Origin of the sequence: Streptomyces sp. NPDC127197 (genome assembly GCF_042672405.1) — a bacterium.
GTDB classification, from domain to species: Bacteria; Actinomycetota; Actinomycetes; order Streptomycetales; family Streptomycetaceae; genus Streptomyces; species Streptomyces flavusporus.
This window is the reverse complement of record NZ_JBHXVG010000004.1, coordinates 289,301-313,054: the sequence shown is the minus strand read 5'-3', so window position 1 is coordinate 313,054 and position 23,754 is coordinate 289,301. Positions and strand designations below refer to the sequence as shown.

At 72.4% G+C, this 23,754-nt stretch carries 19 protein-coding genes; 12 read left to right on the top strand and 7 right to left on the bottom strand.

The annotated features are described in order from the left end of the window. The first annotated feature begins 13 nt into the window (after positions 1-13). Positions 14-712, top strand: coding sequence for a TetR/AcrR family transcriptional regulator (locus tag ACFVJQ_RS08890; protein ID WP_385508884.1), 699 nt, complete (start codon positions 14-16; stop codon positions 710-712). On the opposite strand, the gene ACFVJQ_RS08885 is transcribed toward ACFVJQ_RS08890, so the two are convergent. After that, positions 700-2,202 carry an LVIVD repeat-containing protein gene (locus tag ACFVJQ_RS08885; RefSeq protein WP_224735668.1) on the bottom strand — a complete coding sequence of 501 codons (1,503 nt, stop codon included), beginning with the start codon at positions 2,200-2,202 and terminating at the stop codon, positions 700-702. The two genes, ACFVJQ_RS08890 and ACFVJQ_RS08885, sit on opposite strands and share 13 nt — an antisense overlap. Positions 2,203-2,396: 194 nt before the next feature. Between ACFVJQ_RS08885 and ACFVJQ_RS08880 the strand changes: the two genes are divergently transcribed. Then, positions 2,397-3,050 carry a DUF305 domain-containing protein gene (locus ACFVJQ_RS08880; protein WP_385508885.1) on the top strand — a complete coding sequence of 218 codons (654 nt, stop codon included), beginning with the start codon at positions 2,397-2,399 and terminating at the stop codon, positions 3,048-3,050. 39 nt (positions 3,051-3,089) lie between these two features. On the opposite strand, the gene ACFVJQ_RS08875 is transcribed toward ACFVJQ_RS08880, so the two are convergent. Further along, positions 3,090-3,554: a DUF6214 family protein gene (locus ACFVJQ_RS08875; RefSeq protein ID WP_385508886.1), complete on the bottom strand. Its 465-nt coding sequence runs from the start codon at positions 3,552-3,554 to the stop codon at positions 3,090-3,092. 220 nt (positions 3,555-3,774) lie between these two features. Between ACFVJQ_RS08875 and ACFVJQ_RS08870 the strand changes: the two genes are divergently transcribed. Together ACFVJQ_RS08870 and ACFVJQ_RS08865 are read left to right on the top strand one after the other, a co-directional pair. Continuing rightward, a complete protein-coding gene (locus ACFVJQ_RS08870) occupies positions 3,775-5,118 on the top strand; it encodes an FAD-dependent oxidoreductase (RefSeq protein WP_385782059.1) in 1,344 nt (447 codons plus the stop codon). Positions 5,119-5,245: 127 nt separating this feature from the next. Then, a complete protein-coding gene (locus ACFVJQ_RS08865; RefSeq protein ID WP_385508888.1) occupies positions 5,246-6,634 on the top strand; it encodes a nucleobase:cation symporter-2 family protein in 1,389 nt (462 codons plus the stop codon). Between the two features lie 39 nt (positions 6,635-6,673). Here the strand turns inward: ACFVJQ_RS08865 and ACFVJQ_RS08860 are convergent, their stop codons facing one another. Together ACFVJQ_RS08860 and ACFVJQ_RS08855 are read right to left on the bottom strand one after the other, a co-directional pair. Further along, positions 6,674-10,957: a cation-translocating P-type ATPase gene (locus ACFVJQ_RS08860; RefSeq protein WP_385782056.1), complete on the bottom strand. Its 4,284-nt coding sequence runs from the start codon at positions 10,955-10,957 to the stop codon at positions 6,674-6,676. 60 nt (positions 10,958-11,017) lie between these two features. After that, entirely contained in the window at positions 11,018-11,788 is a 771-nt protein-coding gene (locus ACFVJQ_RS08855; protein WP_385508890.1) for a hypothetical protein, read from the bottom strand. 364 nt (positions 11,789-12,152) lie between these two features. Here ACFVJQ_RS08855 and ACFVJQ_RS08850 point away from each other — a divergent pair, with 364 nt between their 5' ends. Continuing rightward, positions 12,153-13,130, top strand: coding sequence for a polysaccharide lyase family 1 protein (locus ACFVJQ_RS08850; RefSeq protein WP_385508891.1), 978 nt, complete (start codon positions 12,153-12,155; stop codon positions 13,128-13,130). A gap of 31 nt (positions 13,131-13,161) precedes the next feature. Next, a complete protein-coding gene (locus ACFVJQ_RS08845) occupies positions 13,162-13,944 on the top strand; it encodes a pectate lyase (protein ID WP_224736623.1) in 783 nt (260 codons plus the stop codon). Between the two features lie 81 nt (positions 13,945-14,025). On the opposite strand, the gene ACFVJQ_RS08840 is transcribed toward ACFVJQ_RS08845, so the two are convergent. Then, positions 14,026-14,790 (bottom strand): PaaX family transcriptional regulator C-terminal domain-containing protein, encoded by a 765-nt coding sequence (locus ACFVJQ_RS08840; protein WP_385508893.1) that lies wholly within the window; start codon positions 14,788-14,790, stop codon positions 14,026-14,028. Between the two features lie 75 nt (positions 14,791-14,865). Between ACFVJQ_RS08840 and ACFVJQ_RS08835 the strand changes: the two genes are divergently transcribed. Further along, entirely contained in the window at positions 14,866-16,542 is a 1,677-nt protein-coding gene (locus ACFVJQ_RS08835; RefSeq protein ID WP_385508894.1) for an acyl-CoA dehydrogenase family protein, read from the top strand. A gap of 29 nt (positions 16,543-16,571) precedes the next feature. Here ACFVJQ_RS08835 and ACFVJQ_RS08830 read toward each other — a convergent pair whose 3' ends face one another. Continuing rightward, entirely contained in the window at positions 16,572-17,156 is a 585-nt protein-coding gene (locus ACFVJQ_RS08830; protein WP_385508895.1) for a hypothetical protein, read from the bottom strand. A 204-nt stretch (positions 17,157-17,360) separates the two neighbouring features. Between ACFVJQ_RS08830 and ACFVJQ_RS08825 the strand changes: the two genes are divergently transcribed. The 4 genes from ACFVJQ_RS08825 (at position 17,361) to ACFVJQ_RS08810 (ending at position 21,422) form a co-directional block, all read left to right on the top strand. Then, positions 17,361-18,446: a WD40/YVTN/BNR-like repeat-containing protein gene (locus ACFVJQ_RS08825; protein ID WP_385508897.1), complete on the top strand. Its 1,086-nt coding sequence runs from the start codon at positions 17,361-17,363 to the stop codon at positions 18,444-18,446. 78 nt (positions 18,447-18,524) lie between these two features. Beyond that, positions 18,525-19,202 (top strand): uracil-DNA glycosylase, encoded by a 678-nt coding sequence (locus ACFVJQ_RS08820; RefSeq protein WP_385508898.1) that lies wholly within the window; start codon positions 18,525-18,527, stop codon positions 19,200-19,202. Between the two features lie 62 nt (positions 19,203-19,264). Further along, positions 19,265-20,317 carry an N-acetylglucosamine kinase gene (locus tag ACFVJQ_RS08815; RefSeq protein WP_385508899.1) on the top strand — a complete coding sequence of 351 codons (1,053 nt, stop codon included), beginning with the start codon at positions 19,265-19,267 and terminating at the stop codon, positions 20,315-20,317. A gap of 181 nt (positions 20,318-20,498) precedes the next feature. Next, positions 20,499-21,422, top strand: a complete 924-nt coding sequence (locus tag ACFVJQ_RS08810; RefSeq protein WP_224735704.1) for a sirohydrochlorin chelatase — start codon at positions 20,499-20,501, stop codon at positions 21,420-21,422. Between the two features lie 73 nt (positions 21,423-21,495). Here the strand turns inward: ACFVJQ_RS08810 and ACFVJQ_RS08805 are convergent, their stop codons facing one another. Continuing rightward, entirely contained in the window at positions 21,496-22,992 is a 1,497-nt protein-coding gene (locus tag ACFVJQ_RS08805) for an FUSC family protein (protein ID WP_385508900.1), read from the bottom strand. Positions 22,993-23,248: 256 nt separating this feature from the next. On the opposite strand from ACFVJQ_RS08805, the gene ACFVJQ_RS08800 reads away from it, so the two are divergent. Further along, positions 23,249-23,725 carry an Lrp/AsnC family transcriptional regulator gene (locus ACFVJQ_RS08800; protein WP_385508901.1) on the top strand — a complete coding sequence of 159 codons (477 nt, stop codon included), beginning with the start codon at positions 23,249-23,251 and terminating at the stop codon, positions 23,723-23,725. Positions 23,726-23,754 lie beyond the last annotated feature (29 nt).

Genomic DNA, 23,754 nt, shown 5'->3' with positions numbered 1-23,754 from the left:
CAGGAGTTACAGCATGACCCCCCGCAGCGCTTCGGTCAATGAAGAGTTGCGGCGGCGTTCCCGGGAGCGGCTCCTGCAGGCGGCGGTCGAGCTGGTCAGCGAGCGGGGATACGAGGCCACGACCCTCGGCGACATCGCGGACCGGGCCGGCTCGGCGCGCGGACTGGTGTCGTACTACTTCCCCGGCAAACGCCAGCTCGTGCAGTCCGCCGTGCACCGGCTGATGCACCGCACGCTGGAGGAGGCACTGGAGCGCGAACCGCGCACGGAGGACGGCCAGGAGCGGATGGCGCGTGCCATCGACGCGATCCTGGGCCTGGCCCGGGACCGGACCGTGCTGATGCGCCAGCACATGGCGGGACTGCTGGACACCGAGGGCTTCGTGCAGTGCCCGGAGCAGCAGCGGCTCGCCGAGCTGCTGCGGGACACCGTCGCCCGGCACGGCTCCCGGAACGCCGAGGCCGACTATCCGATGCTGCGCGCCCTGCTCATGGGGGCCGTCTATGCGATGGTGCTGCCGAACGTGGGGATGCCGATCACTCCCCTGCGCACCGAGCTGTTCCGGCGCTACCGGCTCGACTGGGAGCTCGGGTGCCCGCCGGACGCCGAAACGCCCGGCGGGACACGCGACGGGGACCTGTCACGGTTCTTCGCGACAGACCCGGCAGACACACCGGCCCTCGGTCGGCCGGCTTCGGATCAGTCGAAGTAGTCCGGCTGCGTCTGCACGTTGAGCTCGTGCAGACGGACACGCTTCGCCGGGTCCGTGCGCCGGTCGTCGAGCTTCAGGACGTCGAAGCCCTTGGCGATGTCGTTCGAGTAGATGTAACCGTTGTAGTAGTACGCCGACCAGGAGCCGGCGGTCGTGACCCGGTCGGTGGTCAGCGGACCGCGCTCGAAGTAGGCGATCTCCTTCGGGCGGGCGGAGTCGGTGAAGTCCCAGACGGAGACGCCGCCCTGATACCAGGCCTGGACCATGATGTCCTTGCCCTTGACCGGGATCAGCGAGCCGTTGTGGGCCACACAGACCTCGGTGTCCGCCTGGTGGCGCTCGATCTTGAAGTAGCTGCGGAAGACGAGCTTGCGGTTGTCGCCCTTGCCGACGATGTCGTAGATGCCGTCGGCGCCGCGGTTCGGGCCGATCTCCTCGTTGCAGGTGGCCGCGCCACCGCCGCCCAGCTCGTCGGTGAACACGACCTTGTCGGCGTCCTGGTTGAAGGTCGCCGAGTGCCAGAACGCGAAGTTCACGTTGTCCTGCACCTGGTCGATGACCTTCGGGCGCTCCGGGTCCTTGATGGAGAACAGGATGCCGTCACCCATGCAGGCGCCCGCCGCCAGGTCCTGTGAGGGCAGCACGGTGATGTCGTGGCAGCCGGTCGTCTTGGAGACACCCGGGTTGGTCGGCCCGCCCGGGTTGCCGCCGCCGTCCGGGCCCTCGCCGGGGAAGAGCACCGGGAAGCCCACGAGCGCAGCCTTCTCCGGCGCGTTGCGAGGCACCTTGATGACGGAGATGCCGTCGTGCGGCGGCTGGCAGTCGGGGTACGCGGCGTTCGGCGAGTACGAGGAGACGTAGATGTAGACGTTCCTGCGCTCGGGCACCAGCGTGTGGGTGTGGGAACCACAGGCGGTCTCGACGGCGGCGACGTACTTCGGGTTGCGCTTGTCGCTGATGTCGAAGACCTTCATGCCCTCCCAGGAGGACTTCTCGGTCACCGGCTGCGTGGTGCTGTTGCAACTGCTGTCGCTGCGCGAGGAGTCGGTGGACAGGAACAGCAGGTTGCCGGAGACGGAGATGTCGTTCTGCGAGCCGGGGCACAGCACCTGGGCGACCGTCTTCGGCGACTTCGGGTTGCTGATGTCGAAGATGCGGAAGCCGTCGTAGTTGCCGGCGAAGGCGTACCTGCCCTGGAAGGCGAGATCCGAATTGGTGCCGGGCAGCACGTCCTTGGGGATGTTCGTGACGTGCTCGATGTTGTCCGAGTGGACGACTTCGTCCTGGCCGGGTATCTCCCCGCTCTCCAGGGCCTCGCGCACCTCGGCCTGGGCGCTGCGGGACACCTCCTTGTCGGTCGCCGGGCCGTCCCCCGGGTCGGGGGTCGCGGCCGCCGGATGGACCGTCAGCAGCGCGGCCAGGAGTCCGGCCGCTGCCGCGGCAACTCCCAGGCGTCTGCGCCGCGTTCGGGGGTTGTTCAACAGGGTCACTGCTTCCTCCCTTGTTCCGTTCGCCAGGGAACGGTTCACGGACCCCCGAAGTATCGTCTTCTGCATGCACAGATCAACAGGGGGCAACGAACATGTAATGAAGGTTTTCGCTCGTTCATGAGCGGAAGCGTGTGTTAGGACGGTCACCAGCACTCACAAGGTGCCCCCTCACCCGCCTGCCACAGGAGGTCGTTGTGCCCTTCCGTCGAGCGTCGCGCGCTTCACTCACCGCGGCCTCACTGGCCACCCTGGCCGCCCTCGCGCTCGGGGGCTGCGACTCCGGCTCCGACGCGGAGCCGGACCGGGCGAGCGGCCCCTCGGTGCTCGTGCCCGGCAAGCCCGGCGAGGCGAACCGCACGATGTCCGCCGAGGACGCCGCACAGCAGCGCGCCGACGACGACACGCCCAACTCGGCGGACATCGACTACGCGCGGATGATGATCGAGCATCACTCCCAGGCCCTGGAGATGACCGAACTCGCCCCGGAACGCGCCGAGTCGTCGCGGGTGAAGAAGCTGGCGGAGCGGATCGAGGCCTCGCAGGGGCCCGAGATCGCGGCAATGAGGAGCTGGCTGGAAACGCACGGCGAGGACGAGAAGAGCGACGGCCACCACCACGGCCCGATGCCCGGGATGGCCACCGAGGCGCAGTTGAAGAACCTGCGCGCGGCGGAGGGGAAGGCGTTCGACCAGCTCTTCGTCACGCTGATGATCACCCATCACGAAGGGGCGGTCACGATGGCCACGGATGTGAAGTCGCAGGGCAACAACGTGCGGATCGAGGAGATGGCCGACGACGTGATCGCCCAGCAGACGAGCGAGATCACGCGCATGCGCGGAATGCTGTGACGTCCGCGCCCGTGTGACCTCTGCGCCCGCCGGGCCCGCTCAGCGCCGTGCGTGACGCGGGGTCAGGAAGCCCGCGTCACGCGCCTGGGCGATCAGCCTGAGCGACCGGCGGCGGCTGTGCCCAGTCGCGCACATCACCGCGAGGACGGGGTCGAGCCCCTCGTGCTGCGCGGCGCGGTATTCCTGCGCCACCAGCCGGCTCCCCTCGATGCCACGCGGCCAGGCGGGGCGGGCGCGCCTGCCGCCCGCCGGCTCCCCCTGCAACGGCTCGGTCCCCGCACCGCCGCACACCGAGAACAGCGGCTCTTCGATCCAGTCGGCGAACACCGCCAGATCGTCGAGGGACAGCGCGGGCCGGGCCCGTACGTCCTCGAGGTTGACGCAACCGTCGGCCGCCACGGCGAGCGCGTCGACCCGGGCGCCGTCGGCGAAGTCGAGCCGCACATGGAACCACGCCGTCGCGCCGCTCTCCTCGCGCACTTCCCACGCGGGCCACACGGACACCGCACCGTCTTCCGGACGGCGATCAGAAAGATCAAGAAAGGATGCTTCCAGCACGCACGCAACGTAACCGCATGATCACACTCCATACGAACGGAACACGCGTCCGTCCTTGGCGCGGCACCCTGTCAGCGGAGCGGCAGCGGTGCAATGCTGGACCCGTCAGCGATCTCCTGTGATGCACCGGACGATCCGCCGGACCACCGGACGAAGGAGTTCCGCCGTGCTGCGTGTCGCCGTCGTCGGCTCCGGGCCGAGCGGGGTCTACTCCGCCCAGAGCCTTGTCCAGCTGGACCCCACCGTGTTCGTTGACGTCCTGGACCGGCTGCCGTGCCCGTACGGTCTGGTGCGCTACGGCGTGGCGCCCGACCACGAGAAGATCAAGTCGCTGCAGAACAATCTGCGGACGGTGCTGGAACACGAGCGGGTGCGGTTCCTCGGCGGCGTCCAGGTCGGCGCCGGCGGAGTGCCGGCCGCCCGGCTGCGGGAGCTGTACCACGCGGTCGTGTACTGCGTGGGAGCCGCGACCGACCGGCATCTCGGGATCCCCGGGGAGGATCTGCCGGGCAGCTTCTCGGCGACGGAGTTCGTGTCCTGGTACAGCGCGCATCCGGACGCCGTGGAGGACGGGTTCGTGCTCGGCGCCCGGTCGGCCGTGGTCATCGGCGTGGGGAACGTCGCCGTGGACGTCACCCGGATCCTGGCGCGCGGCGCGGCCGAGCTGAGCCCCACCGACATGCCGCAGACGGCGCTGACCGCGCTGGGGGCGAGCCGGGTGACCGGCATCCACATGGTGGGGCGGCGCGGCCCTTCGCAGGCCCGCTTCACCACCAAGGAGCTGCGCGAGCTGGGCTCGCTGCCGGGTGCCGAAGTGAGCGTGGATCCGGAGGAGTTGGCGCTGGATCCGGCGTACGTCGACCCGTCCGCGCTGCCGGCCGCGCAGCGCCGCAACGTGGAGGTGCTGCGGGGCTGGGCCGCCCAGCCGGCCAGGGATCTTCCGCGCCGGATCCGGCTGCGGTTCTTCCTGCGCCCGGTGGAGTTGCTCGCCGAGGGCGGGCGCGTGGGCGCGGTGCGGTTCGAACGGACGCTGCCGGACGGGCAGGGCGGCGTGACGGGGACGGGCCGGTACGAGGAGATCGAGGCCCAGTTGGTGCTGCGGTCGGTGGGCTATCGCGGAGTGCCGCTGGAGGGGCTGCCCTTCGACCCGGCGACCGGCACGGTGCCGCAGCTGGCCGGCCGGGTGCTGCGCGGCGGGGTCGTGGCGCCGGGCGAGTACGTGGCGGGCTGGATCAAGCGGGGCCCGACGGGTGTCATCGGCACCAACCGTCCGTGCGCCAAGGAGACGGTGCTGTCGCTGCTCGAGGACGCCCCCGTTCTCGTACGGAAGGAAATCCCCGAGGATCCCCTCGCGGTACTGCGGGCCGAGGGCGTCGAGCCGGTCGAGTGGGCGGGGTGGCGGGCCATCGAGCGGGCCGAGGCGGAACTCGGGGTCTCGCTCGGGCGGAGCGTGGTCAAGCTGCCCGACTGGGAGTCGCTGCTGACCGCGGCGCGCAGGGTCGACTCGTAGCAGAAACCGGCGCCTCCGGCGGGCAGGACACACGGCTGCAACGAGACGGAAATCAACAAACTGTTCAAGCCGCTTACGGTCTCCTGCAGTTCGGATGTTCCCCGCTCACCGCCGCTCTGGAGTGCCCATGGCATCGACCGTGCCCGTCCATCCCGTCGACGAGGTCCCACCCGTACGGCAGCTGGCCGCCTTCGGGCTGCAGCATGTGCTCGCCATGTACGCGGGCGCGGTGGCCGTGCCGCTGATCGTGGGCGGTGCGATGAAGCTGCCGCCGGCGGATCTGGCGTATCTGATCACCGCCGATCTGCTGGTGTGCGGCATCGCCACGCTCATCCAGTGCATCGGCTTCTGGCGGTTCGGCGTGCGGCTGCCGATCATGCAGGGCTGTACGTTCGCGGCCGTGTCGCCGATGGTCATGATCGGGACGACCGGCGGCGGACTGCCCGCGATCTACGGCTCGGTGATCGTCGCGGGACTCGCGATCGTGCTGCTCGCGCCCGTTTTCGGCAAGCTGCTGCGGTTCTTCCCGCCGCTGGTCACCGGCACGGTGATCCTGATCATCGGTATCTCGCTGCTGCCGGTGGCGGGCAACTGGGCCGCCGGTGGTGCGGGGGCCGAGGACTTCGGGGAGCCGAAGAACCTGGCGCTCGCCGCGTTCGTGCTGGCGGTGGTGCTGGGCGTGCAGCGGTTCGCGCCGGTGTTCCTGAGCCGGATCGCGGTGCTGATCGGGATCGCGGTGGGGCTCGCGGTCGCGGTGCCGTTCGGGTTCACGGACTTCGGCGGGGTCTCCGACGCGGACTGGGTCGGGATCAGCACGCCGTTCCACTTCGGGGCGCCGACCTTCGAGGTGTCGGCGATCGTGTCCATGCTGGTGGTCGCGCTGGTGTGCATGACGGAGACGACCGGTGACTTCATCGCGGTCGGTGAGATGACCGGGCGGAAGGTCGAGCCCCGCTCCCTTGCGGACGGGCTGCGCGCCGACGGTCTGTCGACCGTACTCGGCGGTGTCTTCAACACCTTCCCCTACACCGCGTACGCGCAGAACGTGGGCCTCGTCGGTATGACCCGGGTGCGCAGCCGCTGGGTCGTCGCGGCGGCGGGCGGCATCCTGGTGCTGCTCGGCCTGCTGCCCAAGCTGGGCGCGGTGGTCGCGGCGATTCCGGCGCCGGTCCTCGGCGGCGCGGGCCTGGTGATGTTCGGGACGGTCGCCGCCAGCGGCCTCAGGACCCTGGCCGAGGTCGACTTCAGGGGCAATCACAACCTGACGGTCGTGGCCGTGTCGGTGGCCATGGGCGTGCTGCCGGTCGGGGTGCCGACGATCTACGACCGGTTCCCGGACTGGTTCCAGACGATCATGCACAGCGGGATCAGCGCCGGCTGCCTGACGGCGATCGTACTCAACCTGCTCTTCAACCACCTTCCCGCAAAGGCGGGTTCAGATCTCGCCGAGGCGGGAGGACTGCCGGTCGGCGGCGCCGAGAAGCACGTCGGAAAGCCCCGGGAAGAGGCCGTCTAGAGGGCGGCTCCGCTTCGTCCGGTTCGACCGTGTCGCTGGTCAGTGGCTCAGCCGGACGACCGCTCGCTCCAGCGGGGGCAGCGCCCGCTGGCCGGTCACCGCCAAGGCGATCGCCGCCAGCACGCCGGCCCAGGCGACCGGGCCGAGCGGCGTGCAGCCGAAGAACTGGCTGGGGCCGGGGATCTGGACCAGGGCGACCAGCGCGACCGCGGAACCGAGGACGGTGACCCGCACCAGCGGGCTGTCCCGGCGGTCGGCGAGGGTCTGGGCGAGCTGGCTGCCCACCACGGCGCACAGGGCCATCGTGGTCGTCCGGCGGGTCGAGCCCGGCGTGAAGCGGCCGATCAGCCAGGCCGTGACCGCGCCGAGGGTCGTGGTCAGCGCGCGGTGCCGGATCTGCCGCATCAGCGGGGTGCCGAGCAGCGTCGCGCCCAACGGCCGGCTGCCGGCGCTCGCGTCCTCGGCCGGGTCCTTCTGCGGCGTGACCGCCACGGCCATCGCCGGGAACAGGTCCGTGAACAGGTTCACCAGCAGCATCTGACGGGTCGACAGCGGCGCCGCGCCCGCGAGGAGGGTGCCCAGGACGCCGAAGCCGACCTCGCCCGCGTTGCCGCCGATCAGGATGGCGACGGCGTCGGCGACGCTGTGCCACAGGGCGCGGCCCTCGGCAACGGCCTCGACGAGGACGGTGAGGTCTCCGTTGGTGAGCACCAGGTCGGCGGCGTTGCGGGCGGCCGCCGAGCCGCGGGCGCTGATCCCGACGCCGATGTCGGCGGCGCGGATCGCGGCGGCGTCGTTGGCGCCGTCGCCGACCATCCCGACAACGCGGCCGGCGTCCATCAGCGCCTCGACGACCTGGAGCTTCTGCTCGGGCGCGACCCGGGCCACGACGCCCACGTCGTGCAGCATGCGGGCGCGTTCCGAGCGGTCGGCGGCGGCCAGTTCGTCACCGGTGATCACGGCCGTGTCCTCGGGCCAGCCCAGGTCGAGGGCGATCGCCCGGGCGGTCTGCGGGTGGTCGCCGGTCAGCATCACCGGTCGTACGCCCGCCTCGCGCAGCCCGTGCACGAGCGCCGTGGATGTCTCGCGCGGTACGTCGGCCAGCGCGAGCAGTCCGGTGAACTCCAGCTGCTCCAGAGGGGCTTCGCACGCTTCGGTGTCCTTCTCGTCCTCGGCCAGGCGCCGCCTGGCGACCGCGAGGACCCGCAGCCCGTTGCGGGCCAGCTCCTGGGCCTTGTCGGAGGCGTGGTCGGGGACGTCGCGGCAGGCGGGCAGCACGGTCTCCGGCGCGCCCTTGACGACGAGCATGCGCTCTCCGTCCGCCGCGTGGCCCACTGCGCCGGCGTAGCCCCGGCCGGCCTCGAACGGCCTGCCCTCGGTCTGGACCCACTCGGGGTCGCGCGGTGCCGCGTCCAGAACCGCTTCGTCGGTGGCGTGCACCGGCCGGTCGGGGCCCTCCTCGGGCTGGGGGCAGGCGCGCACCGCGACCCGCATCGTGACCGAGTCCGCGGCCTCGTCCGGCCTGCGGACCTCACCGTCCACGTCGGTCACGCGGACCAGGCGCAACTTGTTCTCGGTGAGGGTGCCGGTCTTGTCGAAGCAGACCGTGTCCATCCGGCCGAGTGCCTCCAGCGTGCGCGGAGCACGGACCAGGACGCCACGTCGGCTGAGTCGGCGGGCGGCCGCCAACTGCGCGACCGTGGCCACCAGGGGCAGCCCTTCGGGAACGGCGGCCACCGCCACCGCGACGCCACCGCTGACGGCCCGGCGTATCGGTGCGCCGCGCACCAGCGACAGGCCGGTCACCGCGGCGCCGCCCGCCATGGTCAACGGCAGTGCCTTGCGGGTGAGTTCCTGCAGCCGGGCCTGGACGCCGGCGGCCGGCGGTGTGCGGGCGGCGAGATGGACGGCGCGGGCCGCCTCGGTGCGGTCGCCGGTCTCCACGACGACGGCCCTGGCCTGCCCGGCGACGACGGTCGTCCCCTCGAACACCATGCAGCGACGGCCGCACACCGCGGCGCTCGGAGTCGGTTCCGTCTGCTTGTCCACCGGCAGGGACTCGCCGGTCAGCGCCGACTCGTCCACCTCCAGACCGTCCTCCCACAGCAGACGTGCGTCGGCAGGTACCACGTCGTCGACGTTGAGCTCGATCACGTCACCGGGCGTCAGCCGGGTGGCGTCCACCGTGCGCGCACCGGCCGATGGGTCCTCGGCGGTGACGCGCGCCTTCTGCTTCTGCTCCGCGAGCAGCCCGGACAGCGCCCGCTCGGCCCGCAGCCGCTGGATCCCGCCGACCAGCGCGTTCAGGTCCAGGGCGCCGACGACCAGCAGCGCGTCCACGACGGAGCCGAGGATCGCCGACGCGGCCGAGCCGACCGCCAGGACCGGGGTGAGCGGGTCGTCCAGTTCGCCGCGTACGGCCCGGCCCAGCTGCAGCGACCACCGGGCCGGCGCAAGGGCGGGGACGCGGCCGACGGCATCGGCCGCCTTGCGGACGCGGGTCCTCGCCTCCTGTACGGGGGTCGCTTGTCGTTCCGCCCCGCGGTCCAGCCGCTTGCGGACGTCGCTCACCTTCAGGGCGTGCCAGGCCACGCGCGGCCGCGGGTGCGGCGCCCGGGCGGCCGCCACACCGACGGCGGCGCGTGCCCCGCTCAGCAGGGCGACGGCCGCGCCCACGTCGACGGGGGCGTGGCGCAGGCCGATCAGCGGGGTGCGATTGCCGTTCCCGGACTCGCCGATGGCCACCAGCAGCCCGGACAGGGCGGCCCCGGACCGGGCGAGGGTCTGCGAACGCCGGCCGACCTTGCGGGCCGCGGGTACCGCGGCGAGCAGCCGCCACACGTCGGCCAGCCCGCCCGGGGCGACGAGGTCCGCACCCCACGCGACGGCCGCGTCCCCGTCGGCGAGCGCGACCGCCACGTCACCGGCGAGCAGCCCGGCCAGGACGTCGGTGTCCTCGGACGACCTCGGCCGGGCCACCGTCAGGACACCGCCGCGCCCCCGCAGCCCGTTCACCACCTCGTCGGACGGCCGGTCGGCGGCGACGATGTGGTCGGCGAGGGCGGTGAACTCGCCGAGCGCCGGATCGTCCACGACCACGACCCTCAGCCCGGCGCGCCGGGCCGCGTCCAGCACGGCCTCGGCCCACGGGTCGGCGTCGCCCTCGGCCGTGTGCAGCGCACTGGGATGCAGGAAGACCGTCCGGACCGTCTCCAGTTGCCGCAGCCGTTGCATGTTGCGCACCAGCACACCGGTGCGGGCGAGCGCACAGCCCAGCACGGCGTGGAAGGAGGCGGGCCCGTAGCGGGCGGCCTTCGGGGAGCCCGCGAGCACCGCCTCGGCCGCCTCGGCGCCGCTGTGCTTGACCAGCAAGGTCGCGGCGGCGCCCGCCAGGCTGCCGGCCTCGGCGTGGACCGCGTACTCGTGCACCGGTGTGGTCCGCAGCGGCGGGCGCGGGAACCGGTGCGCGGCCACGTCCTGGCGCCCGGGCCCGCACACCTGGTCGTGCACCACGTCGAAGGCGGCCGCGCGGGCCAGTGTCTCGGTGAGCTGGAAGGAGCGCAGGACCCCGTCGAGCACCAGCGAGATCGGTGTCTGCCCCGCGCCGTGGGCGGCCGCGTTCACGACCGCCAGCATCAGGTCCATACGGGAGGGGCCGAAGCGGGACCGCATCCAGCTGCGGAAGCGGGGGTTCTCGCGCAGCAGCGTGACACCCGCGGTCACGAGCCGGGGCGAGGCCGGCAGCCGTAGCGCCGATCCGGTGACGGCGGCGACGATCCCCACGGCATCGGCCGCGAGCGCCCCAGCCGTGGTCCGCACCTCACCCGGGTCGCCCGGATGCGCGAACTCCTCCACGTCGTCGTCCGCCGGTACCAGTCCGTGGCGGGCTGCGAGGTCGTTCGCCCTCTCCAGCACCCGGTCACCCACCGCGTCCTCGGTCGCGACGATCACCAGCCGGGCCAGCCCACCGTCCCAGTAGGCGTACGCCACGTCCGGATGCTCCGCCAGCGCCCTGGCCACCCGCCGCGCCGCCTGCGCCGTCCCGACCGCCCGTCGTTCCGTCTCCGGTCCGGCAAGCCGCAGTGCGAGGTGTGCCCGCCGGCCCGACCGCCAGTGGCGATCGCCGCCCGGCACTGCGGCACGAGCGACCCGCGTCATCCGCACCAGGGCGTCCGCGCCGCGCACCCCGGCCCGTGCGGTCCCGGCCAGGGCGCCCGCCGCCGCGCCCACCGCGGGCGCGGCACCGCTCACCAGCAGCCCCGGCCCGGCCAGTACGGCGTCGGAGAGGGCCGCAGCCGAACCCGTCAGCAACCCAAGCGCCATCTCATCCCTCAGCTCGTGGTTCCGGGTGGGCCGGGAGCCTGCGCTCCCGGCCCGCGTTCCCTATCCGCCTGCGGTCGCCTTGCGCCGACCGGCGGACGACGACGCACGGCTGCCGGTCGACGACGTGCGTCCCTTGCTCGTCGTAGTCGTACGCCGGCCGGTGGACGACGTGGACGATGTACGGCTGCCGGCGGCTGGCGACTTCCCGCGCGCGGACGTCCCACTCCGGCTGCCGGACGTTCGCGTGCTCGTCGACGTCGAACGGCTGCCACCGCTTGTCGTACGGCGGGCGGCGGCCGTCTTGGTGCCTTTCGTCGTCTTCTCAGCCGTTTTGGTGCCCTTCGTCGCCTTCTCGGCCTTCTTGCCCTTCTCTTCCGCAGCGCCGTCGTGCCGCGGACGGGGCTGGGTGAGCCAGGCCACGCCGGCGACGGTGGCGGCCACGGGCCACTCGACGAGGCCCGCGGCACCGAGCAGGCCGGCGCCGGTGTACACGGCGATGCGCCGACCACGCGGCGACACAGTGCCGACCGCGTCCAGTGCGCCTTCGGCCGCCTTGGTCACGGCGCCGGCGCCGGGCACCTTGCGCACCGCGTCGGGCAGCTTGCGCACCGCATCGGCTCCGGGCGCATGGCGCACCGCGTCGGGCGCATGGCGCACCGTCTCGGGCGCATGGCGCACCGCGTCGGGCACCTTGCGCACGACCCCGGCACCCGGCATCCTGCGCAGCGTCGAGGCGGCGGCACTCGGCACGGCGCGCAGCGTCGCAGCGGTGGCGCGCAGCGGCTGCGCCGGCTCGGGCGAGGATTTCTGCGCTGTTTTCTGCGCTGTCATGACACTCCACGCCTCCCTGAGAGATCCGCTCTCTTCACCCGCCGTGTTCCCGGGAAACGCGACGTCATCCGCGCGGAAGGGGAAACCCGCGTGACCGGTGCGAGCTCGCAGCGGCTGCGCCGGGCCGTCATGGAGCGCTCCCCCACCATGGTTCCGGCCGCTTCCTGCGCGCTCCCAAGCGTCCGAATGTGTTCTGCGCAAAGCGTTGACTAGAAAGCGCTTGCCCCCTACGTTCCGTTCAGCAGGCTGACCGGTCGACGCCCCCTTGGGTCGGAATCGTCACCCTGCCCGCGCGAGGCGTTCAGCATGACGTACGTCATTCACGTACAGGACCTAACAAGCCCTCTCGAAGGGACGCACCCGCATGCGCACAGTCCCCCCACGTACACACGCGCAAAGATCTGCCCTGGTGGCGGCCGCGGCGGCCATCGCCACGGTGGCCGTCGTCACCCTCCCGCAGTCGGCCGGGGCGGCCGAGAGCTCACCGATCGGGTTCGGCGCCGGGGCGACCGGCGGCGGCAGCGCCACGGCGGTGACCGTCTCGACGCTCGACGCCTTCAGGTCGGCCGTGTCCGGCAACGCGGCGAAGGTCGTCCGGGTCAACGGGCTGATCTCGTTGAGCGGTCAGGTCGACATCGGGTCCAACACGACCGTCCTGGGCGTCGGTTCGTCGTCGGGATTCACCGGTGGCGGACTACGCCTGAAGGAGGTCTCCAACGTCGTCGTCCGCAACCTGAACATCAGCAAGCCGGTCGCGCCCGCAGACGGCATCACCGTCCAGGCGTCGACGAAGGTGTGGCTCGACCACAACTCCTTCTCGGCGGACCGCGAGCACGACAAGGACCACTACGACGGTCTGCTGGACATCAACCACGGCTCGGACAACGTCACCGTGTCCTGGAACACCTTCAAGGACCACTTCAAGGGCTCACTCGTCGGCCACAGCGACAACAACGCGTCCGAGGACACGGGGCACCTGAAGGTGACGTACCACCACAACCACTTCAGCAACGTGTACTCGCGCATCCCCAGCCTGCGCTTCGGCACCGGGCACTTCTACAACAACTACGTGGCCGGCGCGGACACCGCCTGCCACTCGCGCATGGGCGCCCAGATGCTCGTGGAGAACAACGTCTTCCGCGACACGAAGATCGCTGTGACCACGAACCGCAGCAGTGACGTGGACGGCTACGCGAATCTGCGCGGCAACGATCTCGGCGGGGCCGCGACCGAGATCTCCCGGGTCGGCACCTTCACCACGCCGCCCTACAGCTACACCGCGGAGTCCGCGTCCACGGTCGTCGCCTCGGTGACGTCCGGCGCGGGCACCGGAAAGATCTGACCACCCCCCAACTGGAAGAAGGCATCGGGACATGACTTCACCAGCAAAGCCCCGCGCCCGCCGACGCGCACTGACCGGCGGGCTGGCCGCGCTCGGTCTCTCGTCTGTCATGATCACGACACTCGGCACGTCGCCGGCGAGCGCCGCCACCTGGCCGACGCCCAACGGCAGCCAGGGGACGTCCTCCACCATCTCCGTGTCCGGCACCAAGGACTACGGCATGAAGAAGTTCTACGGCACCGGAGACCTGGCCGGTGACGGCCAGGAGGAGGGCCAGGACCCGATCTTCAAGCTCGCGGCCGGCGCGACGCTGAAGAACGTCATCATCGGCGCGCCCGGCGCCGACGGCATCCACTGCGAGGGCAACTGCACCCTGCAGAACGTGTGGTGGGAGGACGTCGGCGAGGACGCCGCGACCTTCCGTGGCGGCTCCACCTACAACGTGATCGGCGGTGGCGCCAAGAAGGCCGCCGACAAGGTCTTCCAGCACAACGGGCCCGGCACGGTGAACATCTCCAACTTCGCGGTCAGCGAGTTCAAGACGCTGTACCGCTCGTGCGGCGACTGCTCCACGCAGTACACGCGCAAGGTCAACCTCAGCAACATCGAGGTCACCGGCACCGGATCCACCGCGCGCCTGGTCGGCATCAACGTCAACCGCAACGACGTGGCGACGCTGCGGGGCATCACGATCCTCAACGACGCCGGCCGCAAGGTCATCCCCTGCCAGAAGTACAACAACAACACCGCCGTGGGCACGGGCCCGGACAGCACGAACTGCCTGTACTCCAGCTCGGACATCACCTACAGGTAGCCCCCAGCCGCAGGTAGTCCCCCCCACGGTGAAGGCGGCCGTCCGAAGCGTCCCCGCACGGCGCTTCGTACGGCCGCCGCGTCATTCCTGGCGGCCACGCGCGCGTACCGCCTCGGTGACCTCCCGCTGGTAGTCCGCGTACACGGTGCGCAACTCGGTGCCCGGCCAGTCGGCGGGGAGGAGTTCGGGAGGCAGAACGGGGTCGGCGAGCAGATGGCGTACGACGGCCGCGAAGGCGGTGAAGCGGTCGGCCGGGCGGTCCGCCCCGGCGGCATGGGCGAGCAGGGCCCGGGCGGTGGCGGACCAGGCATCGAGCGGCCAGAGGTTCGCGGCCAGTTCACGCGGTGGGCGGTCGTCCGGACGGGCCGTGTAGCGCTGGGCCACCTGGTCCAGGTCGTCCGGCAGGGACCGGCGCAGGTTGGCGGGCCGCAGCCAGACGCCCTCGCGGAGTTCGGCGAGCCGGAGCGCTGTCAACCGGCTGCGCAGGTCGGCGCGTTCCGCGGGTCCGCGCCCGGTCGCGGTGATCACGACCATCTCCCAGTCGCCGCCCCACGCGCGCGTGCGCGGATGTACGGCCTCGTCCTGCCGGCGTTGCCGTTCCAGCAGACGTTCGCTGAGCCGGTAGACACCGCCCGCGCGCCGCAGATCACCGGCGGTCACCATCCGGCTGAGCGCAGCCCGCACCGTGGACCCGCCGACGCCGAACGGCTCCACGCCGCGCACGAGGTCCCGCACCGGCAGCTCGGGCGGGTGCGAGCCCAGCAGCAGGCTCAGGACGACCGACCGCGCGGACAGCGGGCGCAGCTCGAGCCCGCCGACCTGCTGCGCTGTCACGTTCGCCCGCATGGTCACGTACTGTACGCGGCGGATTTTCATGTTGCAGAATTGCTGCGGCTGTAGCCAGAGTGCAACACTCGCCGTATGGCCTCGACACTGGCGCAGGAGCAGCAGCACCCGGGTTACGCGACGCACGACGTCACCAACCAGCCACCTCCTCTGACCCCCTACGACGCATCCGAGGACACGGCCCTGCTCGAAGGGCTGCGCCGAGAGGGCGCCGCGTGGGCCGAGGAGGACATCCGGCAGCTCGGCCGGCGGGCCGGGAGTGCCGAGGCGCAGGAGTGGGGCGAGCAGGCCAACCGCTACGAGCCCGAGCTGCGCACGCACGACCGGTACGGCCATCGCGTCGACGAGGTCGAGTTTCACCCGAGCTGGCACCACCTGATGCGGGTCGCCGTCACCGAGGGGCTGGCGGGGGCGCCCTGGGCGGACGAGCGGCCCGGAGCGCATGTCGCCCGGACCGCGGGCGGGATGGTGTGGGGGCACACCGAGGCCGGGCACGGCTGTCCGACGTCGATGACGTACGCCGCCGTCCCCGTGCTGCGCCGGCAGCCCGAGCTCGCGAAGGTCTACGAACCCCTGCTGACCAGCCGGGAGTACGACCCGGGTCTGCGCGTGCCGACCGAGAAGCGGGGCCTGCTCGCGGGCATGGGGATGACCGAGAAGCAGGGCGGCTCCGACGTCCGCACGAACACGACGACGGCCACGCCGACCGCCGAGCCCGGCGTGTACACGCTGCGCGGGCACAAGTGGTTCACCTCGGCGCCCATGTGCGACGTCTTCCTGGTGCTGGCCCAGGCTCCGGGCGGCCTGTCCTGCTTCTTCGTGCCGCGCGTCCTGCCCGACGGCAGCCGCAACACCTTCCGCATCCAGCGCCTGAAGGACAAGCTGGGCAACCGCTCGAACGCCTCCTCCGAGCCCGAGTTCGACGGGACCGTGGCCTGGCTGGTGGGGCCCGAGGGGCGGGGCGTCAAGACGATCATCGAGATGGTCAACTGCACGCGGCTGGACTGCGTGATGATGTCGGCGACCCTGATGCGCAAGACGCTCGTCGAGGCGGGGCACCATGTGCGGCACCGCAGCGCGTTCGGGGCCCGACTGGTCGACCAGCCGCTGATGCGCAACGTCCTCGCCGACCTCGCGCTGGAGTCCGAGGCCGCCACGACGCTCACGCTACGGCTGGCCGGCGCGGCCGACCGTGCGGTGCGCGGAGCCGACGAGCAGGGCACGGAGGCAGCGTTCCGCCGGATCGCGACCGCCGTCGGCAAGTACTGGGTGACCAAGCGGGGCCCCGCCTTCACCGCGGAGGCCCTGGAGTGCCTGGGCGGCAACGGCTATGTGGAGGACTCGGGCCTGCCCCGCCACTACCGTGAGGCGCCCCTGCTGTCGATCTGGGAGGGCTCGGGGAACGTCAACGCCCTCGATGTGCTGCGGGCGTTGAGCCGCGAGCCGGGTACCGCTCAGGCGCTGTTCGACGAGCTCGCCCTGGCGCAGGGCACAGACGCACGGCTGGACGCGGCCGTGTCCCGCCTGGAGCAGGGGCTGGCCACGGCCTCGCCGGCCGGTGCGCGGCGGCTCGTGGAGCTGATGGCGCTCACCCTGCAGGCCTCGCTGCTGGTCCGGTACGCCCCGCCCGCGGTCGCCGACGCGTTCTGCGCCACACGGCTCGGCGGCGACTGGGGGCATGCGTTCGGCACGCTTCCCGACGCGGCCGACATCGACGCGATCCTGAGCAGGGCGCTGCCTGGCGAGGACTGAGCGTGCCGACGGGGCGTGTCGCCGCCCCGTCAGCCCGTCCTGCGCCCCCACAGCGGGTCGAACCGCGCCCAGTCGAGGTCCCATTGGTCCAGGCGGCGGCGTTCCAGGCGGGCGAGCAGGACGCGCCCGCCGGCGAACGGCACCGTGGCGGCGCACACTCCCGCGAGGCCGCCGATCAGCGAGGCCCGCACCCGGGCCTGGGACTCGGAGGCGGGCGCGGTCACCAGGCGGCCCCGGCGGTCCGTCCACACGCTGACCGGTGTGCCGACGGAGCTGCCGGGGCGGACCCGGGCCTGGCCGGTGCGCGAGGAACCGTCCGGCGCCGTCCAGCGCACCTCGGCCCACACCCGCTCGCCGTTCGACGCGCCGCCTGCCGCGCGGGACGCTCCGGGGACGTCCTCGGTCAGGCTCGCCGTCACGGGCCGCCACTCGGCACGCTCACGAGCGAGCTCCTGTTCCACGGACCGGGCCACCGTCAGACCGGCGAGCACCCCGCCGAGGACGGTGAGCATCCCGGCGCCGAGCAGGACCCAGGCCTCCACCGTGTCGGCACGTCGCTTGAGCGGGTTGCGCCGCCAGCGCCACAGCCACACCTTCGGACAACGGAACGCCATCGAAGGCTTCCTCCTCGTGAGCGCACGGACATCACCGACCGCCCTCCCATACGGCGAACGGCTCGCCGATGCTCAGCGCGCGACTGCGCGGTGACCGGCGACACCCCGCTGACCTGCGACGAAGCGATTCCGGGAGGGGACTGTCAGTGCCGGGGTGCAGACTGGCCGGTATCTGAGACAAGGACGTCGCGGAGGTGATCGGCAATGACCGAGGTACTGCTCGCCGTGGGCACCCGCAAGGGTCTGTTCATCGGGCGTCGGCGCGGTGGCGCCTGGGAGTTCGACGAGAGTCCCTACTTCAACGCACAGGCCGTGTACTCGGTCGCCATCGACACCCGCGGCGCCACCCCGCGGCTACTGGCGGGCGGTGACAGCGCGCACTGGGGGCCGTCGGTGTTCCACTCCGACGACCTGGGCCGGACGTGGACCGAACCGGCACAACCGGCCGTCAAGTTCCCGCAGGACACAGGCGCCTCACTGGAGCGGGTATGGCAGCTGCACCCGGCGGCCGCGGAGCCGGACGTGGTCTACGCGGGCACGGAACCCGCCGCGCTGTACCGCTCCGAGGACCGCGGGGAGCACTTCGACCTCGTCCGCCCGCTGTGGGAGCACCCGACGCGCTCGAAGTGGGTGCCGGGCGGCGGCGGAGAGGGCCTGCACACCGTGATCACCGACCGACGCGATCCGCAGGCGGTCACGGTCGCCGTGTCGACGGCCGGGGTGTTCCGCACGAAGGACGGCGGCGCCAGCTGGACACCGTCCAACTCCGGGGTCTCCGCCGTGTTCCTGCCGGATCCCGACCCGGAGTTCGGTCAGTGCGTGCACAAGATCGCGCAGGACGCGTCGACGCCGGACCGGCTGTACCTGCAGAACCACTGGGGGGTGTACCGCAGCGACGACGCCGGTGCGCACTGGACCGACATCGGCAAGGGCCTGCCCTCGACGTTCGGTTTCGCTGCGGCCGCGCATCCCCACCGCGGCGACACCGCGTACGTGTTCCCGATCAACGCGGACGCGGACCGGGTACCCGCCGGCCGGCGCTGCCGGGTCTTCCGCACGGCGGACGCGGGCAGCACGTGGGAGCCGCTCACCGCCGGTCTGCCGCAGGAGGACCACTACGGCACGGTGCTGCGCGACGCCCTGTGCACGGACGACGCGGACCCGGCGGGCGTGTACTTCGGCAACCGGAACGGCGAGTTGTACGCCTCGGCCGACGACGGCGACAGCTGGCAGCAGTTGGCGTCGCATCTGCCGGATGTGCTGTGCGTGCGGGCTGCGGTCCTCGAATGAGCCGGATGCGTCGCACGACGGGGCTCGGCCTTGGCCACTGGTTGATCGCCGCTGCCCGTACGGCAGTAGGGTGACGCCGTGGCACCACGACCCTTGCATGAAATCGTCGAACCGGGCTGGGCGAAGGCCCTGGAACCCGTCGCCGGGCGGATCGCCGAGATGGGCGACTTCCTGCGCGCGGAGATCGCCGCGGGACGGACCTACCTCCCGGCCGGACCGAATGTCCTGCGGGCCTTCCAGCAGCCCTTCGACGACGTACGCGTCCTGATCGTCGGTCAGGACCCGTACCCCACGCCGGGGCACGCGGTGGGGCTGTCGTTCTCGGTCGCGCCCGATGTGCGGCCGCTGCCCGGCAGCCTGATCAACATCTTCCGGGAGCTGAACACCGATCTGGGCCTGCCTCAGCCGGCCAACGGCGACCTGACCCCGTGGACCCAGCAGGGCGTGCTGCTGCTCAACAGGGCGCTCACCACGGCGCCACGCCGTCCGGGCGCGCACCGCGGCAAGGGCTGGGAGGAGGTCACGGAGCAGGCCATCCGCGCGCTGGCCGCACGCGGCAAGCCGTTGGTGTCCATCCTCTGGGGCCGCGACGCCCGCAACCTCCGCCCGCTGCTCGGCGACCTCCCCTCGGTGGAGTCCGCCCACCCCTCCCCGATGTCGGCCGACCGCGGCTTCTTCGGCTCCCGCCCGTTCAGCCGCGCCAACGATCTGCTGATGCGGCAGGGGGGAGAGCCGGTGGACTGGCGCCTGCCGTGACGGGAGCGGGGAACGGGCCGGGGTCGGACGCGGAAGAAGCGCCGTCGGCTTCCCCGGCGGCTGTGACCTTCGGCTCGGGGCTCTCGAACGGGGCGGGCCGACTCGATGGGGAGGACCCGCTCGACGGGCCGGCAGCCGCTGGGGAATCCGCGTTCCTCGCTGTCGACTCGGGAGGCTCCGGTCTGCGGGCCGTCGTGGGCACCGTTGCGCGAGGGCCGCTCGCCCTGCGGGAGTCGGCGGAGCCGGTCCGCACCGGGGCGCGGGGGATCGACACCGGGCACTTCATGCAGCAACTCGTCCCCATGGTCCGGGCGTTGACGGCCGAGGCCGGAGTCACCGCGCTGGACACGGCTGCCGTCGGCGCGGCGGGCTTCAGCACGCTCGGCGACGATCTGCGTGCCGGACTTCCCGCGGCCCTGCACCGGGAATGCGGGATCCGGACCGTCGCCCTCGCCGCCGACGCCGTCACCGCCTACACAGGCGCCCTGGGCCCCAGGCCCGGCGCCGTGATCGCCGCCGGTACCGGACTCATCGCGATCGGCACGGACCTGACGCGATGGCGTCGCGCGGACGGCTGGGGCCATCTGCTGGGCGACTGCGGCAGCGGAGCCTGGATCGGCCGGGCCGGTCTGGAGGCCGCACTGCGCGCCCACGACGGGCGGGAGGGCGGTTCGGCCCCGCTGCTGGAGTGCGCCGAGGAGATGTTCGGCCCGATGCCGGGGCTGCCCGCCCAGGTGTACCCGCGCCCGGACCGTCCCGCCGTCCTCGCCTCCTTCGCCCCCAGCGTGGCGGCCTGCGCCGACGACGGCGACCCCGTCGCCGTGCACGTCCTGCGCGCAGCCGCCCGGCACATGGCCGATTCAGCGGCAGCCGTGTGCCCCACGACGGGCGAGCCCCAGGTCGCCCTCACAGGGGGCCTTTTCAAGATGGGCGCCGCTCTCCTCGTACCACTGGACGAGGAACTGACGAAGCGGCTGCCCCACGCCCGCCGGGTGGCGGCCGAGGGCGATCCGCTGCACGGGGCGGTCCGTATCGCGGCCGACCTGACGGCCGGGGCGCTCACCCTGCCGGGTGACGACAAACTGCTGTACGTGGTGGCTGCCCAGGGCGACTGATCCCGGCACAACGCATATCCGACATGTAGCACTTGGCGCCGCGCAGTTCATCAGTCGTCTCACACAAACGCGCTGATCACTTATGATCCGTACGTAACTCATCAGACAAATCCGGACGGATACCGCTCACCTGCACCCTCCCCGAACAAGGGAGCCCAGGAAGCCAGTAACATGCGGCGCCATGAGCTCCCCCACTGGGCCCGCGTCCGGCCTGCCAGTACGAATGCCGCGCCCCCGCCAGCCCGGGCGGCACCGCCGACCCGAACCCTTGGCGGCTCCCGAGGGCGCGCCCGCGCTCGTCCTCGCGGTTCCGGGCACGCCCAGCGTGGCCACGCGCAGCCTCGCCGAGGAGGTCGTGAGCATCGCCCGCTCCGAGCTGCCCGGCCTCGACGCCCGGATCGGCTACGTCGAGGGTGATGACGCGGAGTTCCCCACGCTCCAGTCGGTGCTGGCGTACGCCGCCGACGAGCGCACCGCCCGCTATGAGCAGGCGCGCGCGGCCGGTGTGGAGGTCAAGGAGCCCGACGGCCCGGTCGCCGTTGTGGTGCCGCTGCTCGCCGGTCCGGACAGTGCGCTGCTGCGCCAGGTCCGCCAGGCCGTGATGGACAGCCGCGTCGCGGCCGAGCTGACCGATGTGCTCGGCCCGCACCCGCTGCTCGCCGAGGCCCTGCACGTGCGCCTGTCGGAAGCGGGCCTGGCTCGCGCCGACCGCGCCCGGCTGTTCACCGTGGCCACCGCCGCGGACGGCATCATCCTGGCCTCGGTGGGCGGCGAGGAGGCCGTGCAGGCGGCCGGGATCACCGGCATGCTGCTCGCCGCACGGCTCGCCGTGCCGGTGATGGCGGCGGCGCTGGACCAGGAGGGTTCGATCGCGTCCGTCGCGGAGCAGCTGCGTTCCTCGGGCTCGCAGCAGCTGGCGCTGGCGCCGTACCTGATCGGCCCCGAGATCGACCCGGGTCTGGTCGCGGAAGCCGCGAAGGAGGCGGGCTGCTCGGCCGCCGAGCCGCTCGGCGCCTACCCGGCCATCGGCAAGCTCGCCCTGGCCAAGTACACGACGGCGCTCGGCATCGCCCCGCAGCAGCCGCAGGGCGCTCCGGTCCGCTGAACCGGTCGTCACCCGCAGTCGTACGACGAGGGCCCGCTCCGCATGTGCGGAGCGGGCCCTTCGTCATGCAGACCTAGGCCAAGTGCGGCGACTTGGACGGCGTGCGCAGGGGCGTGACCAGTTCGGCCAGGGCGCGCTCCAGGCCGTGCAGATGGGCGAGGGCGGCCGGTTCGACCGCGCGCTGCTGAGGCGCGAGATCGGGGGCGCCGCCCACCGCATCGCCCGTGAGCGCCTCCACCGCGCCCTGCACGCGCCGGCAGGCGGCGGCCAGGCGGGCGTCGTGGGAGGCCTCCGGGTCGGCGGCCACGGCGACCAGGCCGCGGATCTCGCGGGCGCAGTCGTCGAGCAGGGCCAGCACCCGGCGGGCGCGCCGCTTGCGGCCGAGCACGGGGTTGAGCGGGTGCACCAGCGGGGCGACGGCGAGGCGTACCCGGCCGAGGAGCAGTTCCAGTTCCGCCACCCGCAGGGCCGGGTCGGCGTCGTCGGCGCCGGCGAGGCGTGCCGCGGCCTCGGCGGTGCACGCATGGACGCAGCGCAGGGCGCGCTGGATCCAGGCGTCGGTGACGGTGTGGGTGGTGACGGGCAGGACGAACAGGACGGCCAGTACGGCACCCACCGCCCCGATGCCGGTCTCGGCGAGGCGCAGCGCGAGCAGCGCGGGCTCGAGCACGCCCAGGAGGCCGTAGAGCAGCTCGGCGAGCAGGGTTACGCAGAGCATCATCCAGGTGTAGGACACGGCCGCCGTGTAGAAGATGCCGAACACGCACACGGCGGCGAGCAGGGCGGAGGGCACCGCGGCGCCGTGCAGCGGGACGGCGACGAGCAGTCCGAGGCCGATGCCGATCACCGTGCCGAGGAGCCGGCGGAAGCCGCGGACCAGGGTCTCGCCGCGCGAGGTGGTGTTCACGAAGATCCACCAGGTGGCGCCGACGGCCCAGTACCAGCGCTCCCCGGACACCAGCTGCCCCACGACCAGGGCGAAGCCCGCGCCGACGGTCGCCTGGACCGCCTGGCGCGTGGTGATCCGGGCGAGGCCCGTCCCGCCCGGCGGCGCGGCCGCGGGAGCCGGGGTCAGGCGGCGCTCGTAGCACCACAGTCCGAAGCGCACCGCGGCCGCGGCGAGCACGGACAGCAGGACGGCGGCGTACAGCTCGGGCAACTGCCCGGGGGTCGCCTGCAGGAACTGCGCGACGAAGAAGGTCATGAACGCGAACACGCCGAGGCTGTGTCCGCGTGGCCCCCAGCGGCGGGCGTAGACGCCCGCGCCGACCACGGCGAGGAAGGTGAGGTCGCGGGCGACGGGGTGGTCGTGCAGTTCGGCCGCGGCGGCCAGCACGGGCAGACCGACGGCCGGCAGCAGCGCGGTGGTCACGGCCTGCCCGCGGACGGTCGGGTCCGTGACCGTGAACAGGGCGAGGAGCGCGGCCAGCCCACCGGTGACGGCACCGGCGAGGGAGTGCCCGGCGAGGCCGCAGACGACGACCGCGAGGCCGATGCCGAGGACGGCACGCGCGGCGAAGCGCAGCCGCGTCCGCCCCGGGTCCGGAGCCACGAACACCCTCTTCAGCACTTCCCACCCCTTGCATACGACCGGCATGAAAAAGGCGCCGCGGGATCCGCAGCGCCATCGACGCCTCCATGACAGCATCACTTCCGCCACTGGCTCAAGTGGCTCCGAGTTCACTGGGCCATTGGCACAGCAGCAAGGACCTCACAGGACTCTCCACCAAGCCAACGGACGACGTCGGACGGCCCAGCCCGACTGCGTCCCGCTGGGCCATTGGTACAGTCGGCCGTGATCTTCGGCGGAAGGGAGGCAGGGTGCCATGGCCGTGGACGAGCTGGACACCCGCATCCTGCGGCTGCTGCTGGAGCAGCCGCGTACGAGTGTGCGTGAGTACGCCCGTCTCCTCGGGGTGGCCCGCGGCACGCTTCAGGCCCGCCTCGACCGCCTGGAACGGGACGGCGTGATCACCGGCACCGGCCCGGTGCTCTCCCCCGCCGCACTCGGCCACCCCGTGCTCGCATTCGTGCACATCGAGGTCACCCAGGGCCACCTCGACGACGTGGGCGACGCACTGGCCGCCGTACCGGAGATCGTCGAGGCGTTCTCGATCACGGGCGGCGGTGATCTGCTCACCCGGGTCGTGGCGCGTGACAACGCCCACCTCGAGGACGTGATCCAGAAGCTGATCAGCCTGCCCGGGGTCGTCCGCACCCGCACCGAGGTGGCCCTGCGCGAACGTGTGCCGCACCGGCTGCTGCCGCTCGTCGAGTCGATCGGCCGGGCGACCGCGCAGTGATCACGGCACGGACGCCCTTGGCATCATGA